Source organism: Novosphingobium rhizosphaerae (assembly GCF_050920675.1).
In the GTDB taxonomy this organism is placed as follows: Bacteria; Pseudomonadota; Alphaproteobacteria; order Sphingomonadales; family Sphingomonadaceae; genus Novosphingobium; species Novosphingobium rhizosphaerae.
This window is the reverse complement of sequence record NZ_CP137861.1, coordinates 3,270,179-3,291,914: the sequence shown is the minus strand read 5'-3', so window position 1 is coordinate 3,291,914 and position 21,736 is coordinate 3,270,179. Positions and strand designations below refer to the sequence as shown.

General features: G+C 65.9%; 23 protein-coding genes. 17 read left to right on the top strand and 6 right to left on the bottom strand.

All coding sequences use genetic code 11. The features are described 5' to 3' along the window. Window positions 1-43 precede the first annotated feature (43 nt). A complete protein-coding gene (locus tag R9J51_RS15005; protein WP_179504917.1) occupies window positions 44-706 on the bottom strand; it encodes a TetR/AcrR family transcriptional regulator in 663 nt (220 codons plus the stop codon). 16 nt (window positions 707-722) lie between these two features. Continuing rightward, the gene (locus R9J51_RS15000; protein WP_179504916.1) at window positions 723-1,727 is read right to left on the bottom strand and encodes a fumarylacetoacetate hydrolase family protein; all 1,005 of its coding nucleotides are present in this window, start codon (window positions 1,725-1,727) and stop codon (window positions 723-725) included. Window positions 1,728-2,038: 311 nt separating this feature from the next. Between R9J51_RS15000 and R9J51_RS14995 the strand changes: the two genes are divergently transcribed. The 8 genes from R9J51_RS14995 to R9J51_RS14960 are packed head-to-tail and all read left to right on the top strand — an operon-like array spanning window position 2,039 to window position 8,068. Continuing rightward, on the top strand, window positions 2,039-2,512 hold the full coding sequence (locus R9J51_RS14995; RefSeq protein WP_169474629.1) for a DUF6152 family protein: 474 nt from the start codon (window positions 2,039-2,041) through the stop codon (window positions 2,510-2,512). Between the two features lie 16 nt (window positions 2,513-2,528). Beyond that, window positions 2,529-3,410, top strand: coding sequence for a hypothetical protein (locus tag R9J51_RS14990; protein WP_179504915.1), 882 nt, complete (start codon window positions 2,529-2,531; stop codon window positions 3,408-3,410). A 32-nt stretch (window positions 3,411-3,442) separates the two neighbouring features. Further along, window positions 3,443-4,090 (top strand): nuclear transport factor 2 family protein, encoded by a 648-nt coding sequence (locus R9J51_RS14985; protein WP_218847408.1) that lies wholly within the window; start codon window positions 3,443-3,445, stop codon window positions 4,088-4,090. 1 nt (window position 4,091) lies between these two features. Then, window positions 4,092-4,529 (top strand): c-type cytochrome, encoded by a 438-nt coding sequence (locus tag R9J51_RS14980; RefSeq protein WP_179504914.1) that lies wholly within the window; start codon window positions 4,092-4,094, stop codon window positions 4,527-4,529. Continuing rightward, window positions 4,526-5,062 (top strand): hypothetical protein, encoded by a 537-nt coding sequence (locus tag R9J51_RS14975; RefSeq protein WP_179504913.1) that lies wholly within the window; start codon window positions 4,526-4,528, stop codon window positions 5,060-5,062. The genes R9J51_RS14980 and R9J51_RS14975 overlap by 4 nt, the downstream gene beginning before the upstream one ends. Before the next feature lie 2 nt (window positions 5,063-5,064). Continuing rightward, window positions 5,065-6,702 (top strand): FAD-binding oxidoreductase, encoded by a 1,638-nt coding sequence (locus R9J51_RS14970; RefSeq protein ID WP_179504912.1) that lies wholly within the window; start codon window positions 5,065-5,067, stop codon window positions 6,700-6,702. Further along, window positions 6,702-7,214, top strand: a complete 513-nt coding sequence (locus R9J51_RS14965; RefSeq protein ID WP_168555161.1) for a DUF6152 family protein — start codon at window positions 6,702-6,704, stop codon at window positions 7,212-7,214. Before R9J51_RS14970 ends, R9J51_RS14965 begins: the two co-directional genes overlap by 1 nt. Further along, entirely contained in the window at window positions 7,211-8,068 is an 858-nt protein-coding gene (locus tag R9J51_RS14960; RefSeq protein WP_179504911.1) for a hypothetical protein, read from the top strand. The genes R9J51_RS14965 and R9J51_RS14960 overlap by 4 nt, the downstream gene beginning before the upstream one ends. 214 nt (window positions 8,069-8,282) lie before the next feature. On the opposite strand, the gene R9J51_RS14955 is transcribed toward R9J51_RS14960, so the two are convergent. Then, the gene (locus R9J51_RS14955) at window positions 8,283-10,484 is read right to left on the bottom strand and encodes a TonB-dependent receptor (RefSeq protein WP_432787531.1); all 2,202 of its coding nucleotides are present in this window, start codon (window positions 10,482-10,484) and stop codon (window positions 8,283-8,285) included. A gap of 461 nt (window positions 10,485-10,945) precedes the next feature. On the opposite strand from R9J51_RS14955, the gene R9J51_RS14950 reads away from it, so the two are divergent. The 9 genes from R9J51_RS14950 to R9J51_RS14910 all read left to right on the top strand — a co-directional run bounded on the left by R9J51_RS14950 (window position 10,946) and on the right by R9J51_RS14910 (window position 18,361). Beyond that, the gene (locus R9J51_RS14950) at window positions 10,946-11,839 is read left to right on the top strand and encodes an acetoacetate decarboxylase family protein (protein WP_179504909.1); all 894 of its coding nucleotides are present in this window, start codon (window positions 10,946-10,948) and stop codon (window positions 11,837-11,839) included. Between the two features lie 271 nt (window positions 11,840-12,110). Further along, the gene (locus R9J51_RS14945) at window positions 12,111-12,761 is read left to right on the top strand and encodes a YceI family protein (protein ID WP_218847409.1); all 651 of its coding nucleotides are present in this window, start codon (window positions 12,111-12,113) and stop codon (window positions 12,759-12,761) included. A gap of 51 nt (window positions 12,762-12,812) precedes the next feature. Continuing rightward, window positions 12,813-14,162, top strand: coding sequence for a hypothetical protein (locus tag R9J51_RS14940; RefSeq protein WP_179504907.1), 1,350 nt, complete (start codon window positions 12,813-12,815; stop codon window positions 14,160-14,162). Window positions 14,163-14,449: 287 nt separating this feature from the next. Further along, window positions 14,450-14,854, top strand: coding sequence for a DUF6152 family protein (locus R9J51_RS14935; RefSeq protein ID WP_168555155.1), 405 nt, complete (start codon window positions 14,450-14,452; stop codon window positions 14,852-14,854). Between the two features lie 10 nt (window positions 14,855-14,864). Beyond that, the gene (locus R9J51_RS14930) at window positions 14,865-15,593 is read left to right on the top strand and encodes a hypothetical protein (RefSeq protein ID WP_179504906.1); all 729 of its coding nucleotides are present in this window, start codon (window positions 14,865-14,867) and stop codon (window positions 15,591-15,593) included. Window positions 15,594-15,625: 32 nt separating this feature from the next. After that, window positions 15,626-16,657 (top strand): hypothetical protein, encoded by a 1,032-nt coding sequence (locus tag R9J51_RS14925; RefSeq protein WP_179504905.1) that lies wholly within the window; start codon window positions 15,626-15,628, stop codon window positions 16,655-16,657. Next, entirely contained in the window at window positions 16,654-17,172 is a 519-nt protein-coding gene (locus R9J51_RS14920; RefSeq protein ID WP_179504904.1) for a nuclear transport factor 2 family protein, read from the top strand. The genes R9J51_RS14925 and R9J51_RS14920 overlap by 4 nt, the downstream gene beginning before the upstream one ends. A 162-nt stretch (window positions 17,173-17,334) precedes the next feature. Then, entirely contained in the window at window positions 17,335-17,820 is a 486-nt protein-coding gene (locus R9J51_RS14915) for a DUF6644 family protein (RefSeq protein ID WP_169474616.1), read from the top strand. 28 nt (window positions 17,821-17,848) lie between these two features. Next, complete coding sequence (locus R9J51_RS14910) at window positions 17,849-18,361, top strand: DUF6644 family protein (protein ID WP_168555150.1); 513 nt, start codon at window positions 17,849-17,851, stop codon at window positions 18,359-18,361. Window positions 18,362-18,725: 364 nt separating this feature from the next. Here the strand turns inward: R9J51_RS14910 and R9J51_RS14905 are convergent, their stop codons facing one another. From R9J51_RS14905 to R9J51_RS14895, 3 genes are read right to left on the bottom strand one after another with little or no spacing between them, the layout of a single operon-like run. Continuing rightward, a complete protein-coding gene (locus tag R9J51_RS14905; RefSeq protein WP_168555149.1) occupies window positions 18,726-19,943 on the bottom strand; it encodes a HupE/UreJ family protein in 1,218 nt (405 codons plus the stop codon). Then, window positions 19,940-20,839: a peptidyl-prolyl cis-trans isomerase gene (locus tag R9J51_RS14900; protein WP_248290333.1), complete on the bottom strand. Its 900-nt coding sequence runs from the start codon at window positions 20,837-20,839 to the stop codon at window positions 19,940-19,942. Before R9J51_RS14900 ends, R9J51_RS14905 begins: the two co-directional genes overlap by 4 nt. After that, window positions 20,836-21,609, bottom strand: a complete 774-nt coding sequence (locus tag R9J51_RS14895; protein WP_179504903.1) for a c-type cytochrome — start codon at window positions 21,607-21,609, stop codon at window positions 20,836-20,838. Before R9J51_RS14895 ends, R9J51_RS14900 begins: the two co-directional genes overlap by 4 nt. Window positions 21,610-21,736: the final 127 nt, after the last annotated feature.

Below are 21,736 nucleotides of genomic sequence, written 5' to 3'. Positions count from 1 at the left end.
TCTCGGTGCAGCTTTTCGCACGCCGCCTGCCCCATGGTGCAGGTCAGCAGCCGTCGCTGCCGGCGAAGACCTCTTGCGCGGCACGTTCGGCGATGGGGCTGGCGCGCTCGCCCGGCACGCCCAGCGCACGCAGCAGCAGGAATGCCATTTCGCGCGCAACTTCAGAGGGTTCGCGCCGCGGTGTGGCGACCACGAGATGATCGACGGCGGTGGCCACCAACCCGAATACGGTGAGCATCCCGCCTTCGACCGAGAGCGCCGAGAACTCGCCATTGGCGAGCCCGGTCCGGATGTCGTGCCGCAGGCCCGCGTTGATCGGTGCGTCCATCTGGGCGCGTCGCTTCGACAGGTTGACCATCGCGCGATAGCGATCGGGATGGCGCTCGGCATAGCGGATAAGCGCCGCCATGGCCCGCGCCATGCGGCAGGCGGCATGCTGGATCGCGTGGTTGGCCTGCTGCACTTCGCGCTCGCAGTCACCCTGGACCAGTTCGACGATGGCTTCAGCCAGCGTCTCCTTGTCGTCGAAATGGTTGTAGAAGCTGCCCTTGGCAACGTCGGCGGCAGCGACGATGTCGTCGATCGTCACCCCGTCGATCGATCGCGCGGCAAACAGCTTCTGGCCGGCCCCGATCAGCGCGCTGCGGGTGCGCACGCGCCGGCGGTCGATCCTTGGCATCGGCGGAGGCAGGGCTTTTCCCGTCACCGTTCGTTTCCTTCGGCTAGGCGTGGGGCAGGGCCGGCGGCGCGGCGCGGACATAGGTCTGGTCGATTGCGCCGAAGATCGATGCCCCGGCTTCGTCGAGCATCTCGATGCGGACCCTGTCCCCGAACGCCATGTAGGCCGTGCGCGGCTGTCCTTCATCGATCAGTTCGATCGCGCGCCGTTCCGCGATGCAGGCCGAACCGACGGTGCGGAAATCGTCGTTGGAAATGGTGCCCGAGCCGATGATCGTGCCCGCCGCAAGGTTCCGGGTGCGCGCGGCGTGGGCGATGAGTTCGCCGAACGAAAAGCCCATCGCGCCACAATGCGGCCTGCCGAACAGCGTGCCGTTCCAATGAACCTGCAGCGGCAGGTGGATGCGCCCGTCGCGCCAGGCCGGCCCGAGTTCGTCGGGCGTTACCGCCACGGGGCCAAAGCTGGTCGAAGCCTTGGAATTGAGGAAGCCAAACCCGGTGCGCAGATCCTTCCCGGCCAGCACGCGCAAGCTGGTGTCGTTGGCGATCATCAGCAGGCGGATATGTCGGTGGGCCACATCGGCCGGCGTGCCCATCGGCACGCGGTCGACGATCACGGCGATTTCGCCTTCGAAATCCATGCCATCGTCCGCGCTGGGGAGTGCAATATCGTCGCAGGGGCCCAGCAGGTCGTCGCCCGCCCCCTGGTACATCAACGGAACGGTGCGTTTTTCGGGGGGCGGATCGATGCCGAAGACCGTTTCAAGCAAGTCGCCATGCGCGTGAAACGCCGAGGCGTCGAGCCACTGCCATGCACGCGGCAGCGGCGCGGCGGCGAGCCTGGGCTCGAACGGCGTCGTGCCAGGTGCCGTGCCAAGTTCGAGCTGCTGGGCAAGCGTGGCCAGGCGCGGCGCGACAAGCGCCCACTGCTCGATGGCCTGCTGCAGCGTCGCCACGATCGGCGCGGCCGGGACCATGCGCGACAGATCGCGCGAGACAAGGTGGAGCGCGCCGTCGGGCGTGGCATTACGAATGGTCGCGAGCTTCACGCGATGGGGCCCTTTTGGTCAGGAACGGGAAGGGCGGGCAAGCGGCGCCCGCCGCATGCGCTTGCCGGCGGAAGAGACCGGCCGGCGCGCTGCATGCCAGGCCGATCGTATCGTTTGGCCCGATCCGAGTTAGGTGCAAAAATTCGCAGTTTCCCGCCAATTGCCCGGCAGTGCCCGGCGCGGACATCTAATTGTGGCACCTAGCTTTCGGACGCGGCTGGGCGCACATAATGGGACAACCGCCGGCACAATGGGGCCAGCGGGGGCGTGCCGTTGGAGAGGCGTGCCTGAAACTTCGAAAGGTGACTGCGGTGAAAGTGTTTCGTTTACCTCGCTTCCCCGGCCTGCTGGAAACCGCGCTGATCGTAGCTGGTGGCCCGGCTCTTGCCCTGGTCGCGGCGCCGGCGTCGGCCCACCACTCGGCCGCCCCGTTTGACATGACCAAGAAGGTCGTCGTGAGTGGCACGGTGGAAAAGTGGGTCTGGTCCAACCCGCATTCGTGGCTCTACCTGCGTTCGGTCAAGCCCGACGGCACCCAGGTGATCTGGGGCTTTGAGGCCGGCAGCGCCGGTATGCTGGCCCGCAGCGGCTGGAATTCTCACGACATGAAGGCTGGTGACAAAGTCACCGTTTCGGGCTTCCCTAGCCGCAATGGCAAGCCGGTGGGCCTGATCAACGAAGTGCGCCTGTCCACTGGCCGCGTGCTCGGTTCGGGGTTTGGCGCTGCGCCCGGCGGCGGCCTTGGCGGCCCTGGCGGCCCCGGTTCTGCCCCGCACCCCCGCTAAGCGAAAAGGTCGATCGATGTTTCATTCCAAGACCGTGCTTGCAGCCGCGCTATGCGCTGCCATGCCGATCGCGACGACCTTGGCCGTGGCGCAACCTGCAGCGCCCACGCCTGCTGCGCCCGCGGCACCGGCCGGCGCCCAGCCACTGGGTTCGGCCTGGGGTGACGTGACGCGGATGCCGGATTTCTTCACCGGGAATTGGCAGAGCGTTACCTCGTTCCTCGACAAGGCCAATGGCACGCCGTTGACGCCGCAGGCCAAGGCCCATGCCGACAAGTTCAAGGCGATCGAGGACATTCCGTTCGCCGGGGCAGGCTGCAAGACGCCCGGCATGCCGATCATCCAGCGCCTCGGGTCGCCGCTCAAGTTCTTCTACGAACCGGGCATGATCGCGATCTATATCGAAAACAGCAGCATGACTCGCTTCCTGCGTCTCAACGGGAAGCATTCGGACCGGCCGAACCCCAGCTACCTGGGTGAATCGGTCGCGCATTTCGAAGGCGATACGCTGGTGGTCGACAGCATCAGCTTCCATGATGACGTGTTGACGCAGTACACCAATTTCCCGGGCAAGGGCACGGGGCGCCTGGTCCTGCCGCCGGATTCCATCTTTGGCCCGCACGGGCCGGACATGCGCATGGTGGAACGCTTCCGCCTGCTCGATCCCGATACGATGGAAATCCGCCTGACCATCTATGACGACACGATCTGGACCAAGCCCTACGAGGCCGATCCCCAGATCTTCAAGCGCAACCGCGGCGAAGCCGGCTGGCCCGCCGAGTGGGTTTGCGGAACCGCCGACGATCCGGTCAACTTCGATCCCAATGCCAATGCGACGGTGATGGAAGATCCGGAAGCGGTTCTCAAGAAGCTCAAGGAAAACGAAGCCAACAAATAAGGTTCATCGAGCCTTGCCGGGGAGCGGACGTGATGCGCGATATGAAACTTGCAATGGCCTTGGCGGGGAGCGTCCTGACGTTCGCCGCCGCGGCCGGGGCGCAGGCCCAGACGGCGCCCGCCGCTGCGGCCTATCATCCGACCGTGGACGATTGGGTCGGCGTGAACGATGCGGTCGACAACTACACGCTCGGGCTTGAGCAGCACGATATGGCGCGCTTCGACCGGGCATTCTGGCCCGAAGCAACGATCATCGCCGAGCCCGAACCCGGCAAGAGCTTTACGATGCCCTATCGCGCGGCGGCGATGCCCCCGCCTTCGGCGGGTGGCGCGCCCGGTGGTCCGCCCGGATCGCCACCACCCGGGTTCCCGCCGCCTGGTGGGCCGGGTGGCCCTGGGGCGCCTGGCGCACCGGCTGGTCCTGGCGCCGCGCCGGCAGGAATGCCGCGCGTCAATGCCATCGGCAACGGCAATCCGCCGTGGCACTTGTCGCTGAGCCACCATTTCGAGTTCCAGAGTGCCACCCGGGCAACGCACTACGGTTATTTCGTGAGCGTCTATCCTGATCTTGCGACCAAGATCACCACGGTCGGCCTGCCCGGGCACTACGAAGACGTGCTGGAGAAGCGCAACGGCGAGTGGCGGATTCTGCAGCGCAAGACGGTCATCGGAGCGAAGTAACATGCAGGGCAATTCGGGCGTGGATCGGCGCGGGGCCGTAACCCGCGTCCCCGTTGTGCTGGCCGCCGTTCTGGCGTTGGGCGCGGGGGCTGCCATCGGGCAGGCCCGGCCCGCGCCCGCGCCTGCGCCAGGCAAGCCCGTGGCCACAGCGGCGGTTGCAGCGCTGCCGGTCTATCGCAAGTGGTGTGCCGATTGCCATGCCACGCCCACCGGGCCGGGCAGCCTGGCGCTCCAGCGCAAGTACCAGGGCGCCGTGCCCGCAATCCTCGAGCAGCGCAGCGACCTGTCGCCCGACTATGTGCGGCAGGTGGTGCGCCAAGGCATTTCGTTCATGCCTTCGTTCCGCAAGACCGAGATCAGCGACGCCGAACTGGCGGCTGTTGCCACTTACCTGACGAAGCCGCCGGCCCGCCGCCGGTCTGGCGGGGGCAAGCCATGAGCTCGCTCACGCCCGTCTGCACCCGGCGTGCCATGCTCGGCGGAGCGCTGGCGCTGGCAGGTGGCGCAGGGCTGGGTGCTGGCGCGCAAGCGCGGATGGCTTGGCGGCCGATAGATGCTGTCGTCATCGACGGCAGGGCGCCTTTGCCGCGCGAGCTGTCCGGCAGGCTCGCCGCCGCGCCGGCATCGGTGCTGCAGTTCACCCCTGATGTGACCGGCTATGCCGCGATGGCGCGCATGTTTGCGGACAGCCAGGCGGTTTCGGGCGTGACGTCGGGTGCAACGCTGTTCTGCCTTGAGCAGATCGCCGCGGATCATGGTTTCCGTCTCACCGGCCATGCCTGCCATGCCGCCGGCGATCCAGCCTGCAGCCGCGACCTGGGCGCCGCGCTGGGGGCCATCGCGCCCGCCGCGCCGGCCATGCAAGCCGGGCGCGCCACTTACAACCGATCGTGCGAGGCCGGGCGGCTGCACGTGTGGACCATGCACAAGCGAGCCGGCGCCCCCTTGCGCGCCGCTCGACAGGAGAGTTGACCGTGAACGTGCCCCCCCACGTCAGCCCGGCCGATTTTGCGGCCGCGCTGCGGGCCTTTGCCGAAGTGGTCGGCGCCGACTGGCTGTTCACCAGCGACGAGGATCTCGAACTCTACCGCGATTCCTACTCGGTGTTGTGGGGAGAGGCTGACGAACCGCGCGCAGCGGCTGCCGTCGCCCCCGCCAGCGCCGAAGAGGTGGCCGCGCTGGTGCGGATCGCCAATCGCTATCGCATCCCGGTCTATCCCATCTCGACGGGGAAGAACCTGGGCTATGGTGGCGCCGCCCCGGCCGTGGCCGGCAGCGTCGTCCTCGATCTCAAGCGGATGAACCGCGTGATCGAGATCGACGAACGCAACGGTTACGTGGTGGTCGAGCCTGGGGTCAGCTATTTCGATCTGTACAATTACATCCAGGAAAAGGGCCTGAAGCTGTGGATCGACTGCCCCAGTCCCGGCTGGGGGAGCCTGATCGGCAACGCCCTTGATGGCGGGGTGGGCGTGACCCTGGCCCCCTATCGCAACCATTTCGATGCGCAATGCGGGATGGAAGTGGTCTTGCCCGACGGGCGCGTGTTGCGCACCGGCATGGGGGCCATGCCCGGCGCCAAGACATGGCAGCAGTTCCGCCCTGGCTTTGGCCCGCGCATCGATGGCCTGTTCAAGCAGTCCAACTTTGGCGTGGTCACCAAGATGGGGTTCTGGTTGATGCCCCAGCCCGAAAGCCACGCCACCGGCGTGCTGACGGTGCCGCGGTTCCACGACATCATCCCCTTGGTCGATATCATCGGCCGGCTTGAGCAGGGCAAGATCGTGCAGGGGCTGTGGACGCTGTCCAGCCCGACGACCGGGACGCGTGGCGATGCGGCCCATTTCGGCGGGCCGCCAGCGATTGATCCCGCGATCCGCGTGATCCTTGAAGACCCGGCGGGCGCCGACATGACCAAGCTGGAAGCGGCGGCGCAGGCGGCCGGCCTGCCGTTCTGGTCTTGCGAATTCCAGCTCTATGGCCCGGCGCGGTTCATCGAGGCGCAGTGGGAGTGCATCCGCGAGGCCGTTTCCGCCATTCCCGGCGCGCAATTCACGCTCAACCCGGTCCGTGCCCTGCCGCTGCCGGCCGAGGACGTCGCCCGGATGTTCGATCCAGGTCCGCTCGGCATTCCCTCGTTGCGCACGTTCAGCCTGGGCCCGATGTACACCTACGAGGACCAAGAGGTCGTCGGCCACATCTTCTTCTCGCCGGTCATTCCGCGCACGGGTGAGGCCGCGATCGAGGCGATGGACGTGTTTGCGCGGATCGGCCGCAAGTACAAGCTGCCTGGCCCGCCACTGCAGTTCCCCTCGGCGATCTTCGAGCGCGCGTTCCTGTTCGCCATGGGCCTGCCGGTGACGCGCTCGCCCGAGGTCAATGCCAAGGTGCGTGCGATTTTCCGGGAACTGGTGGCAGTGGCCGCAGAGCGTGGCTGGGGCGAATACCGGACCGCCCCTGCGTTCTACGAACTGATCATGGGCACCTATTCCTACAACGACCACGCGCTTCGCGATTTCCTGGAAACGATCAAGGACGCGGTCGATCCCAACGGCATCATGTCGGTCGGGCGCTACGCGATCCGCGCGCGGGCGGCCAAGGCGGCCGGCTGATGCGCGCAATTTACTGGCAGAACCTTATGCATAGCGAGAGTGTCACCATGGACGTACCGCAGAAAAGACACGGCAAATGGAAGTTTGCCCTTGCCGCGCTGGCCGCGCTCTGGGCCCAGAACGCCGACGCGCACCACTCCTTCGCCAAGTTCAACATGGCCAAGCTGACCACGCTGACCGGCACGGTGCGTGAGTTCACCTGGGCCAATCCGCATACCTGGCTCATCGTCGTGGTGCGCAAGGCCGATGGCAGCACCGAGCAATGGTCGCTGGTTGGATCGAGCCCCAACATGATGGCGCGCTGGGGCTGGAACGCGGGCGACATCAAGTCTGGCGACAAGATCGTGGTCGATGTGCACCCCGGTCTTGATGGGCGTCCGATCGGTTCGATCCAGAACGTGTTCCTGGCCAAGGGCAAGGTCCTGGTCGATCCGGCCGGCTCCAACGGCCAAGCCCTGGCCGGCGGCCCGGTCAAGGTTCCCACCAAGCCGCAGGGACAACCCTACAAATGAGCCCCAACCGCGTTCATCGCCAGCTTCGCACCGGCGCGCTTGTCGCGCTGTCGGCCCTGGCACTTGCCGCCCCCGCAGCCCGCGCCGATGATGCACCGGCCGTGGCGCGCACGCCCGAGCAACAGGCTGCGGCCTGGCAGGAGATCGCCCGCCAGCCCGATTTCTGGCAAGGCACCTGGCAGTCGATCAACCCGATCGCCGATGATTTCTCCACGCCGCCTGATTACACGCCGTTCGCGCGTGACTATATCGCCAAGTACAAGCCCGCCGAGGATAGCCCGTTCACTAACTGCAAGCCGCTCGGCATGCCGTTCGTGCAGAACATCGGTGGCATGCCGATGAAGTTCTTCCAGTCGCCCGGCATGATCGCGCTCTATATCGAGACGTCGGGGATGACGCGCTTCATCCACACCGATGGGCGCCAGCACAGTGAAATGCTCAATCCTTCATACCTGGGGGAATCGATCGGGCATTGGGAAGGCGGGACGCTGGTGGTCGATACCACCGGCCTCGCGCCCGATACGGTGTTCCAGATCGGCCGCTTGACCAACGACGTGCGGGTGCAGGGCGATCACTCGCCCTTGGCGGGCGTGGTGTTCGGTCCGCATGGCCCGAACCTGCGCCTGGTGGAGCGGATGCGCTTGCTGGATTTCAACACGCTCGAAATCCAGACGACGATCTACGACGATACGATCTTCAAGAGCCCTTATGCCCTTCCGCCGCGCAAGTTCATCCGCGGCATCGAGCGGCGCAACGAGCCGCAGGAATGGGCCTGCACCGACAACCGCGACTATCTCGATCCCGATACGGGCAAGCTCGAGGTGAACGTCAAGGACAAGGCGCAGGATCGCTGACGATCTGGTCGGCGCGCCGTCAGCGCGCCGGCTGACAGCCATGACGCAGCAAAGGCCGGAGCGGGACAAACCCGCTCCGGCCTTTTGCCGTTGGCACCGCTGCGGAGCGCCGCAACGTGGGGCGGCGGAGCGCCCGGCAATTTCGCCAACGAAAACGGCGCTGCCGGCTGGGGCCGGGCAGCGCCGTTGCGTTGGCTGGTGCCGGTGGGGCTGGTCAGAACTTCACGTCGACCAGCATCCCGAATGTGCGCGGCTCGCTCAGCGAGTTGGCCGAAACTGTCACGACCGGCGGATTGCCCGCCGTCACCTGTGCCACGTTCCAGTTGTCGGGCAGATAGCGCTTGTCGGTGAGGTTGCGCACATACCCCGCGATCGACAGGTGATCGTTGATGATCCAGTTGGCGTTGAGGTCTGCCAACAGCACTGTGGGCACGCGGATATAGGGCGAAGCACCGTCGAGCGCCTGTTGCACGGTGATGCGCGAACTGTCGTGGGCCGAAACGAAGCGCAGCGCGCCGCGCATCACGAACGTCGTGTCGCCCAGGTTCAGTCGGTGATCGTACGAAGCGGCAACCTGCCACGGCGGCGAGGGCGAAACTTCGTGCGTCGAGAAGTACGCCGCATAGATCCCGAAGTCGCCATAGCGCGCGTGGGTGTACGACCCGTTGAGCTGGAACGTGCCGCGCGCCCAGGGCCGCGCCTGCAGTTCGAACTCGAAGCCATAGGTCTTCACCGGCACGGTGATCGTCTGGAAGATGCGCAGCGGACCCGGAGGCGCCACGTTGATGCCTGCGGTCTGATAGCCGCCATAGTCGTTGTAGAACCCGGCAAGGTTGAGTTGCAGGCGGTTGTTGAGGAAGCGGTTCTTGGTGCCCACTTCATAGGCGGTGAGGGTCTGCGCCTTGAGCACCTGGACCTGGGGCACGCCGGCAAGGTCCTGGGTCAGCGAGGTGTCCCCCGGCGAGAAGCCGGTGGAGATCGAGGCATAGACCAGATTCTGCGGCGTCACGTCGTGTTCGAGACGCGCCTTGTAGGTCACGTTGTTGAACGCGGCCACGCGCTGCGGCCCGCTGAGCGACGCCGTGATGCCGGTGAACCCGGTGTAGTCCTGGTCCACTTCGATCTTGGTGTGGTCATAGCGCAGGCCCGCGGTCAGGCGGGTGTCGGGCGTGAACGAATAGGTCGCTTCGGCAAACACGCCTTCGGCCGTCGTTACCTTGTGGGTGTTCGACTTGAACAGATAGGCGCCGGCCGGCGGCAGGTCGAGATTGAACAGGTTGTTCGTCTCGCTCAGCGCGTTGCGATAGTACATGAAGCCGGCCTGCCAGCGCAGCTTGCTGTCGGTCGCCGTGCTGCGGATGCGGACCTCGTGGGTCATGAAGTTGTCTTTGGGAACATAGACGAAGTTGTCGATGTTCGGTCCAGGAGGGGCGCTGCGCGCGATCGTCGTGGCGTTCTGGTACCAGGTCCGATAGGCCGGGATATACGTCACCGCCACGGCGCCAAGATCAAGGTTGAAGTTGGCCCAGTACTGCCGGAAGTGATTGCGACCGGTGCCCACTGCCTGGGGCACGAAGACGAAATCGGTGGGCGAAGAGCCTTGGCTGACCGCGACACCGCCAGAGCGGGTCTGGTTGAATTCCTGGGCATAGCCCAGCAGCGCCGAAAAGTTTTCGGTGGGTGTCCACAGCAGTTTGCCGCGGAAGCTGGTGCTGCGGCGCGCGTCGCCCTGGGCTGTATAATAGCCATCGCGTTCGAAGTGGTTGCCCGAAACGCGCAGCGCCAGCTTGTCGGTGACAAGCGGCAGGTTCACTTCGCCCGAAAAACGCCGCAGGTTGTAATTGCCGATTTCGGCCGTGGCATTGACCGCAAACGCCTTGGAATCGGGATCGTTGGTGTGGATCGCCACCACGCCGGCGGTGGCGCTGCGCCCATAGAGCGTGCCTTGCGGACCGCGCAGAACCTCGACCCGGCCGATGTCGTAGCCGCCGCCGATCCCGTTGTAGACATCGTCGACATAGATCGCTGCGGCCGCCGCGGTCGACGTGGCGCTGCCACCCACGCCCGAGTTCGACTGGATGCCGCGGAACACCAGGCCCGTCGCCGCATTGTCGGTGCCGCCGGCCTGCGAGGTGTTCACCCCGAACGAGGCGCCGCCCGAAACCCCCGGAACGTCTTCCAGGATGTTCTTGAGTTCATAGCGGCCCTGGAGCTGCAAATCCGCGCCGGTGCGCACGCTGATCGCGGCGGCCGTGCGTTGCGCGGTGTTGAAGCGGCGCTCGGCCGTGACGATGATTTCCTGAAGGCCGGCGTTGCCGGTGTCGCTGGCCGCATGCTCTGGAGCGGGAGGCGTGCTTTCTTGGGCGAAAGCAGGCTGCGCAGCCGCTAGTGCCGCCAGCAGCGACGTCGACATCATATATGGGATTCGCTTCATTATCTTCCCCTCACGTTTCCTGACGTTCCCCGTGTCAGACTTGTTTGTTGGGCAGGACTGGGCGTCGTCTTTGCCGCGCCACTATCGACATGGGCCTAGCAAGCGGTGGCGGACAAGATAGATGCATGAATTGCGTTCTTGTCATGTTCGCACATGCGGTGTCCTGCCCTTTGGGACAGACAGCGAGTTTGAGTTTGACCACTTGGTTCAAATATGACTTTATAGTCCAGAAATGAGCATGAACGGGAGAGAGCACGCCTGACGGGGCACGGGTTGCGTGGACGTGCACAACGCGCATCCGGCACCTGCATCCAGTTTCACAGATCGACGCCTCTCGCCTCGCCGGCTTGGGCCGACTCGGCCGTGCCCACCGGTTTCATGGCCGGGCAGGGGCAGGGCCATCACCACCTTTTATTCACTCCAACACGAACGGAAGCATCGACATGACGTTTATTCCCGATCCCTCTTCGCGCTATCGCATGCCGATCATGTTCGGCCCTGCGCCCGGTCCGCGCCAGCATCCCGAAGGTCGCATGTGGACGGCCGAGGAAGCAGGGCGGATGCGCGCGCAATGGATGAAGGTTGCCTATCGGACCGATCCTGCCAAGCTCGAGAAGCTACTGCCGGTCGGTTTCAGCCTGCGTGGCGAACCGATCGTGTCGGTCAGCTGCGCCTGGTTCAAGGACCTCTACTGGCTGGCCGGCCGTGGCTATGGCATCCTCTCGGTCGATTTCCCGGTAACGTATCAGGGCAAGACCGAGCGGCTCGACGGGGCACTGTGCCCCATCATCTGGGAAGGCGCGCCCGACGCGATCATGACTGGTCGCGAAGAACTGGGCTTCCCCAAGATGTTCGCCAATTTCACCGACATCGCCTGGGACGAGGCCGCGGGCCACGCCACGTGCGAAGCCTCGTGGTATGAACACACCTTCTTCGATATCGAGATGTCGAATCTCGTGGAGGAAGCCAATCCGGTGAAGCAGTTGCCTGGCTCCAACGGCGGGGCGCAGATGTATTACAAGTACATGCCCCGCACGAGCCCGAATGGCAGCGAAGGCGCCGACCTGGCCTATGTCACCACCTCGGCGGCGCCGGCCGGCAGTGGCGGTGCGCAGGTCAATATCAGCTTTGACGAATTCGAGTTCCGTCGCTGGACGGGCAAGGGTGCGGTCAACTGGCACCGTGCCACGTTCGAGCAGCTGCCGCTTTCGTCCCACATCGTCAACGGCATCGCCGATCTCGACATCATCGAATATGTCGATGCCGAAATGGTGGCGTTCAGCGGCCCTGGCATCGGCGTGGCGATGAATGCCCACCGCGCGGTCGAGCCGGCCTGAGGCATCTCTACGGCGTGACGCGGGGCGGGGCCTGGTATCCAGGGTCCGCCCCAAGCCGCAGCGCTATTTTTGCCTTACTTGACCGTAATGTTCAAATATGACTAAATAGGTCAAATAATTCGGAGTCGCAGGCGGCATCGGCAGTTTTGCACCGATTCTGGCCCGTGGCCAAGGTTTCTGCCGGCATGGGCCGGCGCGTGGCGGCCGCGTTTCATTGCGGCGCCAAACGGAAGACCGGTCGGTTCCGGCACCGCAAACGGGAGAGTTCACGATGGGCATGACCTGGGGACGATTGATCGCCATGGCCGCCATTCCGGCAGGCATCGCCGGTTTCGTTCACGCGCAGGGTGCGCCGGCCACCGCGCCGATGCCACCGGCCGTGGCCATGGCCCCGGCCAGCAAGGATCCGGCCGCGGCGCCCGCGGGCCGCTATAACGTCGACTTGGAACATTCGTCGGTGGTTGCACGCGTGCTGCACCGTGGCATGTCCTACAACGTGCTGCGCTTTGGCGTGCGCCAGGGCACCTTGCAGTGGGATCCCGCCAATGCCGGGGCCATCGCGCTGGACGTGACGGTTGACGCCAAGCCCTTCTACGCTCCGATCGTCTACAAGATTCCCCCGGAAAGCGCGCAATCGCTCAATGTTGCCGCCTATCCCGAGGCTCGGTTCGTGTCGCGCAGCGTGCGCCAGACCACGCCCGGCCATGCGCTGATCGATGGTGACCTGACGCTGATGGGCGTGACCAAGCCCGCTACGATCGAGGCAGAACTCGTCGGCGTCGGTCGCTCGATGGAAGGGGCGCCAACGGCAGGCTTTACGGGCTCGATGGTTATCGACACCACCCAATTTACTCAGACGCAAATGTCGCGCATGGTGGGCAAGGTCACGGTCGTCCTCGACGCAGAATTCATAAAGGGCTGAGCCGAAAATCGGCCGGCGCGAGAGGACCTTGGGAGAAGGCGGAAAGTGGTTATGGCTGACCTTACGCGGGCAGGCGGCGCGGACGAACTCCAGCGCATCAGCGCCTGCATGCTTGGAGCGCTCGATCCGGCAAGTCTGGCGCACGAGGCGGTGCACGACATGGAGATGGGCCTGCTGCGACAGGGCTGGCCGGTGGGCCAGTCGCTCGGCGCGCTGCCCGACGTGCGCAAGCGCCTTGGCCTTGGCCGCCCCGCCTTTCGCGAGGCGATCACCATTCTCGAAGCGCGTGGCCTGCTCGACGTGCGGCGCGGGCCGGGTGGCGGGTTGTTCGTGGCTGCGCCCGCGCTCGAAGATATTGTCGGCGCGGTGCTGATGTATCTTGCGCTGGCCGGCGAAACGCGCGCGGCGATCGAGGAATTCCGGAAACTGGTGTGGCGCATGGTTGCCAGCGCGGCGATCCGCCGGCGGATCGCGCCGCTGGCGTCCACCACGCCGGGCGCTTCGCACGGCTTTGCCGTGGCGCTGGCCGAACAGACCGGCAACACGACGATGGTTCTGCTGGCACGGCTTGCCGAAATGCTGGTGCGCACGGCCGCCGGGCGAGAGGCGCCGGATGACGATGCGGTGTTTGCCGAAGCGGTTTGCAACGGCAATCTTGCCGCGGCCATCGCCAGGCTCGATGTGCTGGGGGCAAGCGACCAGGCGGCGTCACCGATCATTTCGCTGGAAATCGCGGAGCGGGCGTTTTCGCTGTCTGGCCGCAAGTCTGCCATGGCGCTTGCCGCGCGGCTGACCCGCGAGTTGAGCGGCAGTCCCGCCAGCCAGGAAGCCGAATGGCAAACCGCGATGCGCCTGGGTTATACCGACGCGGTGGTTCGCCAGGCGCGCCGCATCCTCCAGGACTTCGGCATCGTGCGCTGCCGCCAGGGCCGCAAGGGCGCCGAACTGGCGCCGCCGGCCGCGCCGACTGGGGTGATCCGCCTTTTGGCGCCCTGCCTCATGGCCAGCGCCACCTCGCCGCGCGACAATCGCGAGGCTATCTCCCTGCTGGTGAGCGGAGCGCCGGGCCTGGCTGCGGCGCGGCAGCTTGCCGGCCGCCTTGTCGCCCCGGCCTTGGCCGTGCCCAAGCACGATGCGTTCGAGGCCCTGACGCTCGAGAACCTGTTGCTCGATTTGAGCGGGAACGCCCTGCTGGCCATGGTCGTGCGCTCGCTGGGCGTGGCGAGCGTGTTCTTGGCGGCAGACCCGATGCCCCCGGTGGATCGCGGTGACGTGATTGCGCTCAACCGGCGCATTCTCGCGGCGATCCAGGCCGGTGATGTTGCCGCTGCCGACGCGCTTGCCCAGCTCAAGCTCGATGTCATGCAGCCCTTGCCCGAGGTTCTGCGCGCGGTGGCCTGACCGCTCCTGCCAACGAGATGATTCATCTAACTTCTGCGGCATAGCGATCTAGCATGCGGTCAACCTGACGCTCACCGTCATGGGGTGGGGGCAAGGATGGAACCGCACGACGAGCCAACGGCCCGGTCCTGCCTGCAAGGCGCCAGTCCGATTGCGGACTTTGCATGACCTGCGCAAGCGACCGGCCGATCCTGGCGGTGGCGCAGCTGTGCCGCCGTTATGAAGGGACGCGCCGGAAAGGCATCGTCCGTGCCGTCCATCCGGGGCCGCCCGTTTGGAGTAACATAATGATCACGTTGAAAAGAGCACGGCTGGCGGCGCCCCTTGCGGCGGTGGCCCTCGGCCTTTCCGCACCGGCGCTGGCGCACCACTCCTTTGCGGCCTACGACATGAACCGCACGGTGTCGGTCGATGGCACGCTCAAGGAATTCCGCTGGGGCGCGCCGCACTCCTCGATGGTGCTGATCTACATCGACAAGGGGCAGGAGCGGCAGATGTCGATCGTGGCCGGCAGCCCGCTGATGTTTTCCAAGCAGGGTCTGACGCCCCGCGATTTCCGCCGTGGTGACAAGGTCAAGGTGGTGTTCCACCCGAACATCAGCGGCCAGCCCGGCGGGGCCATGGCGAGCCTGCGCCTGCCCAGTGGCAAGACCTTTTCCGACGTCGAAGCCGCCCGCGCGGGCGGCAACTGAAGGATCCGACATGGCGATCGAAACCACCCGCGCGCGCCCGGCGCTGCGCGCCTTGCTGGCGGCTGTCCTGCTGGGCGGCGCTGCCCAGGCCGCAGCCCAGCCCGCCACGCCAGCGATCGAGGGGGTGTGGAAGATCGCCGCACCCACCACGACGCTCAAGCCTGTTGCCGGCGCCGTGCCGTTTACCGCCGAGGGCCGCAAGGCCTATGAGGCCAATCGCAAGCTGCGGGCGCAGAACAAGATCGACGACTATGACATCACCCTGTCGCGCTGCTCCAATCCTGGCGTGCCGCGGCTGGCCTTGTCGCCGATGCGTTTCAAGATCTGGTATCGCCAGGGCGTGGTGACGTTCGACTATGAATGGAACCGCGCGCTGCGCCAGATCAACGTGGGTGTGCCGCCCCAGCCCGATCTCTTGGGGCAGGGCCTGGTGCCCACTGCCACCGGCAAGTCCAAGGGACACTGGGAAGGCGATACGCTGGTTTCGGTGATGGAAGGCGCTTCCGACCGCACGTTGATCGATGATCTTGTCCCGCACGGATACGACCTCAAGGTGACCGAGCGCTATCGCCTGCTCGATGCCGACACGCTCGAGGATCGCATTACGATCGAGGATCCGGCCTACTTCACCCATCCCTGGGAAGCGGTGGTGACCTACAAGCGCCAGCCCGACGCGATCTTCCCCGAAGATGTCTGCCTCGACCGCATCACCGCCCACAAGCCGGCATTCCCCGGCTGAGGCGCCTGCCACCCGATCTGGAGCAAGTCTGCATGACGATCCCCTTTCCGTTTCCGGGCGGGCGGAGGAGCGGCACGGTCGCTTCCGCGCTCGCGTTGCTGCTCTCGGCAGCGTCCGCCCCGGCGCTGGCCCAAGGCCAACAACTGCCTGCCGGGCCACCGCCGGGTGTTTCCCCCACCCAGGCACCGCCGGCCGGCGGTGCTGATGGCCCGCCCGCGCAAGGTGGCCAGCTTCGCCTGCCACCCGGCGCTTCGGCCGGCCCGCCCGCTGCGGGCCCGCCCCCCGGGCCAGTCCTGACCCCGGCACAGAAGCTGGTGGCCGAACTGCCGCCGCCGGGGCCCGGTGTCCTGCCGCCGCGTCCGCCGCTGCCGGCCGATGCTGCCATGCCGGCGTCGGACCCGCGCGATTTCCAGGGCACCTGGTTCAACAACCAGCCGCTGCAGTTCCGTTCGCAAAAGGATATCTATGGCGCTCCGGCGCCCTATACGATGGAAGGTGCCAAAGTGCTGGCGCGGCGCGTCAAGTCGCTGGCAGCAGGCACGCCGTTCATCAATGCGTCCGCGATCTGCCGGCCGCCTGGCCCGCAGTGGCAGCGGGACCTGAATTTCCCGTTCCTGATCACCCAGACGCGCGATTACGTCGAGTTCGTGTTCGAGGAGTACCACGGACGCTGGTACATTTCGCTCGATCCGCAGCGCGCGCCTTTGCCGGCCGCCAAGCAATACATGGGGCGCTCGGTCGGGCATTGGGATGGCAACACGCTGGTGGTCGAGAGCAGCGATTTCCGCCAGGCGATCTGGCTCGACGTGGATGGCACGCCGCTGTCGGCCAAAGGCAAGCTGATCCAGCGCATCCGCAAGGTCGATGATGGCGGCCATGTTCCCTTCCTGGAAATTGCCACCACCATCGTCGACCCGACGTACTATACCGCGCCGTGGACGATCGTGCGCAGCTATGGCTGGATTCCGCACCAGGCCGTCTTTGCCGAATACAACTGCGAGGAGCAGGTCGGCGATCCCAGCGTCAGCCCCGATGCGGGCCTTGTTCCCGAGCCGCAGGAATGAGCCCGCTCCGCAAGGGCGCCCTGGCGCTGGCGCTTTCGGGCCTGTTCGCAGTCGTGACTTCAGCCGGTGCCCACCCGGCGCCGGCCGAGGCTGCGAACAAGCAACTGGTGCTCGAATTCTATCGCGCGCTTGACGAGGCGGATGCCGCTGGCACGACCCGCGAGCGCATCCGGGGCATTGCCGAGCGCTTCATCTCGCCCGACTATGTGCAGCATGCTGCAGGCCTGGCAGACCTGCCTGGACCGGGCAGCGCGCGGGACAAGTTGATTGCCATGTTCGAGGCGATGCCGGCAATGAAGGGCATGCCCCCGGCGCGCACCGTCGCGGTCATGGCCGAAGGCGACCGCGTCATGCTGTTGACCGCACGGGACCTGCCCGGCCCCGACGGCCGCCCGCGACCCACTTATATCTTCAACATGTTCCGCATCGCTCATGGCCAACTGGTCGAGCACTGGGACGTTGGAACGCCGATGCCGCCCGCAGGCGGCGGTGCACCCGCCCCGGCGCAACCGTAACGTGCTTGTTACGCCGGGCTTTGTTGCCTGGAACCGTAAATAACAAGCGTTGTCCCGCAGACTCGGTCATCGCTGCATGCGTGGAGGTGCATCCCGGCCGCTCGCGCCGCTGGCACTTCCGATGAACGCCGACTGCCTGCCAATCCCGAGGAACCCACCGACATGTCCGTCGAACAGTTCGCAAGCAATCTCTATAGCTCCGAGCTCAGCACGAGCATCCGTGAAGCCACCTGGATCATCCCCACGGTGCAGAGCATCCACATCATCGCCATTGCCGGCGTCGTCGGCTCGGCGATCGTGATGGACCTGCGCCTTGCCGGCGTGCTCGCCACCGACGAGACGCCCCAGGCAGTGGTCCGCCGCCATCTGCCATGGATGTGGACGTCGCTGGCGATCTTGCTGTGCAGCGGCCTGGTGCTCGGCATGGCCGAACCCTACCGCGTGCTGACCAACACTGCATTCTGGGCAAAGATGGCGCTGGTCTTGACCGGCTTCGTGCTCACCCTGCTGTTCCGCTATCCGATCCTGCACCCCGAATACCGGGCCGAGCACGCCCGCGCCGCTGCGCTGGTCAAGCCGCTGGCCTGGGCTTCGCTGGCCATCTGGATCGTGGTGATCTTCTGCGGCCGCTGGATCGCCTACCTGTAAAAAACGAAATTTGTCTGGAGGATAAGAGATGGAACCCGATGGCTCCGAAGGCGGCCTGCTTCAGGCGCTCTACGATTCGTCGATCGCCACGGCCATCCGCGAAAGCGGCACCCTGTTTCCGTGGATCGAAAGCACCCATGTCCTGATGATTGCCGTCGTGGTCGGCACCATCGTGATCGTCGACCTGCGCCTGCTGGGCTTTGCCTCGCATCGTCGTGGCGCCCGCCAGCTGATCATGGATATGCTGCCCTTTACCTGGGTTGCGTTCGTGATCGCGGCGATCACCGGCTCGCTGTTGTTCGTGTCCAACGCCACCGGCTATGCCGAGAGCATTCCGTTCCGGCTCAAGCTTGTGGCGATCGCCATTGCCGGGATCAACATGGCGGTGTTCCACATGACCGCCTATCGCAAGATCGGCGAGTGGGACGATCGCTTGCCCACGCCCATCAGCGCCCGCGTTGCCGGCGTCACCTCGCTCACGCTGTGGCTGGTGATCATCTTCCTTGGCCGCTGGATCGGCTACGCCTACCCGCTGGCCTGATCGCCTGGCACAATGCATTGCCCGAACGAGCCGGGCCGATCCTTCAAGGGGTCGGCCCGGCTTTTTTGCGTGCAGCATTGCGCAGGGGTGGTGTGCAGCACGGCAGGGTCCTTTGGCGTGGACGTTGGGTTGCCGCCTGATCGGCGTTGGGCAGGGCGAGGGTTGCTGTGCCCGTCCTGCGCGCAAGCTCGATCCGAGGCGAATGCCGGGCGCAGCAGCGGCACGGCGTGCGTATCCAATGGGGTGCCACACGGGTGGCGTGGCACTGCGCCTGGCGCGGCGCTGGGCGCAAAAAAAAACGCCCTTCTCCGAAGAGAAGGGCGCAGGTGGGAAGCGCCCCGGGTGGGGCAGGGAACAGCGGTGGTCAGCTCAGGCTGTAGCTGCGGCTGACGAACCAGTAGACGCCCTCGAGCACGAGAAACGAGGCGCACAAGTCAACGGTGATCGGGCGCGGCAGCGTAAGGCGATAGCGGCGCAGCACGGTGACCACGGCCACCAGCGACGAGACGACCGTCAACTGGCCGATTTCCACGCCCAGGTTGAACCCGACCAGCAGCTCGGCCAGCTTGGCTGGCGGGATCGATTCGTTGAGCAGGTCGGCCGCAAAGCCGAAGCCATGGATCAAACCGAACACCAGCGTGACGACAAGGCGCAGGCGATCGGCATCGCGGACATGGCCGGCCACCATCAGATAGTTCGAGGCAAAAAGCCCGGCGCCAAACAGCAGGGTAAAGGGCAGCAGGCCTATGCCCAGCAGCTTGAGCACGGCCATGCCGAACAGCGCACCGGCGGTCCACAGCGCGAAAAGGCCGGGCCGACGGATTTGCACGGCAAGGTTTTCCACGCCGATCAGCGCGATCGTCAGCGCCACCAGCGCGTCGATGAATTCGGCATGCGGGCGGATGATCCCGGTCACCGCCAGCGCCAGAGTGAGGCTGTGACCGATGGTGAACCCGGTGATCACGAAGATCAGGTCCTTGAATCGGCGCGAAATCAGCACGAGGCCGAGCAGGAAGCTCATGTGATCGACGCCGGTAAAGATGTGCATGATGCCCATCTTCACGAACGTGAAGAACCCGGCGCCCTCGATCTCGCCGCCCTGTGCGCTGGTCATGTCGATCTCGGTCGACTCGGCGGTCAGCACGTCTTCGGCGAAATCGCCCTTCGCCGTCTGGATCTGCGCCATGTTGACGTGGGTTCGCACGATTTCGAAAAATGCGGTGTCGTGCAGCACGATGCCTTCGCTCGACGGGCAATCGTAGAAGAATTCGACCCGGCGATAGCCGGTTGCCGCGGCAACCGGGCGGGGCTTGCCGGCGAGGGGGCAGGCTTTGCCCCCCGCGGTGGCACCCACCCGCGGCAGGAGGTAGCCGATCAGCTGCGGGTTGTTGGGTGGGCGTCCGTCGGGCGTCAGCCGGCGCGCTTCCAGATCGGCCACCGAAAAGGTCAAGTGGACGGAACTGCCATCGACCAGCCAGGTCGAATGCGATTCCGAGCGGGTGTGCGCGCTTGCGGCAGAAAACGGCGCAAACAGCGCAGCGGCCAGGGCCAGCAGTAGCCGGGCAAGGGGGCGCGGGCTCATTTGAGATCGGCCGCGATCTTGATATCGGCCCGTTTGCGCAGGAAGCGGTTGTTGCCATCCTGCAGGCGAGCCACCTTGTCGGCGATGAAATCACGCAAAACCTGGTCGCGCACGGCATCATACGCGGTCGGCACCGGGCGACGGTTGCGCACCATCTGCAGGATATGCATCCCATCGGGCGCCGGTTGCGGGTCGGAAACCGCGCCATCGGCCATCGTCCTGGCAATGGCGAACAGCGGTTTGCCCAGGTGTTCCTCGGCAGCAAAGTAGAATTCCTCGCCATCGTCGACACGGCCGGTCGTGCGCAGGCCGAGCGAGGCGGGCGTGGCCCCGGCGCGCAAAGAGGCAACGAGCCGCGCCGCATCGGTCCCGCGCGGGGCAAGCCATTCGTGCAGCGTCATCATGCCTTCGCTGGCATACTGGGTCCGATGGGTGTCATACCAATGGCGCAATTCGTCCTCGGCCGGCTTGGCCGTGGCGGCATCTTGCGCGATCTGTCCCTCGGTGGCCTGGACCAGCGCCTGGCGCACATCGATATCGTCGTTGGCCAGGCCCATTTCGATCCCGCGCTGGACGTAAAGCTCTTCGCGGATCATGCCGTCGAGCACGGCCTTGCGCTGGGCCTGGCTTGCCTGCGCATAAGGAATGCCGTGGAGCGCGGTGGTCTGGGCGATCAGGTCGGCGCGCAGCACCGGCACATTATTGACCAGCGCGGCGTCTTCGGCCGGCACCGATGCCGTGCGGGTGCCTTGCGCGGTGAACAGGCCATAGCCGGCGATGCCCAGGCCGATGAGCGCGCCGGCTGCGGCGAGCAGTAGCGAGCGTCGCGCCATGGGCTTGTCGAGGTCGCGGGTCCAGGCGCGAGGCCCGTCGGGTGAGGCAATCTGGTTGGTCATTTCCCGTCCTGTTCGGTTCGCGACAGCGAGGCCACATAGACCGCGACGCTGCGCAGCTGCGCGGGGGTGAGGGTGCGGCCGAATGCCGGGCTCGTGCCGGCGCGGCCATGCGAGATGGAGCGGCGGATATCGTCGGCGCGGCCGCCGTAGATCCACACATCGTCGGTAAGGTTGGGTGCACCGATTGCCGGATCGCCGCCCAGGTCTCGGCCGTGGCAGTCCCAGCAGCCGGCTTTCGAATAGACCAGCCGCCCGCGCGCGACGGCGGCTTCGTCGGTGGCCCGCGCGGTGAACGAGAGCAGCAACTGGGTCAGCGCCTCGATGTCGGCGGGCTTTTGCGGCGGCAGCGCTTCGGCCTTGTCGGGCACGGGCGAGGCATAGGCGGGCATCACCGCAAGGTTCCAGCCGCGCTTGTTGCCGGCGCGGATGCCATAGCGTGCGATGTCCTCGATCTGCGACACCGTGCCATCCCCATAAAGGCGGTCGCGGTCGGTCAGGTCGGACGCGCCGATACGGGTGTCACCCTTGCCGTTTTCACCGTGGCACGCGGCGCAATGCTGCGCAAAAACCTCTTTCCCGGCCTTGAGCGCGGTTTCGCGCAGCGCGGGATCGTCAAGGATCGTCTCAGGGTCTGCGCGCAACACGCCGGCAGCCTTGCCGCCGTGCGACATGGCGACGGCGATCGCCAACGTGCCGAGCGCGACCAGCGGCAAGATGAAGAGCAGGCGGCGCGCGCGCGGCGGCGCGGCTTTCGAAGATGGTGCGGTCATCGAACAGTCGGGTGGCTTTTCCCCAGTCTTGCGTCCAGCAACGTACAGTTATCTTCAGGTTACACCTTGCGTAACGGGCCCGAGCCGGGCGGTAAGCGGCCAAATGCACTTTGCGCTTGCCCGTGTC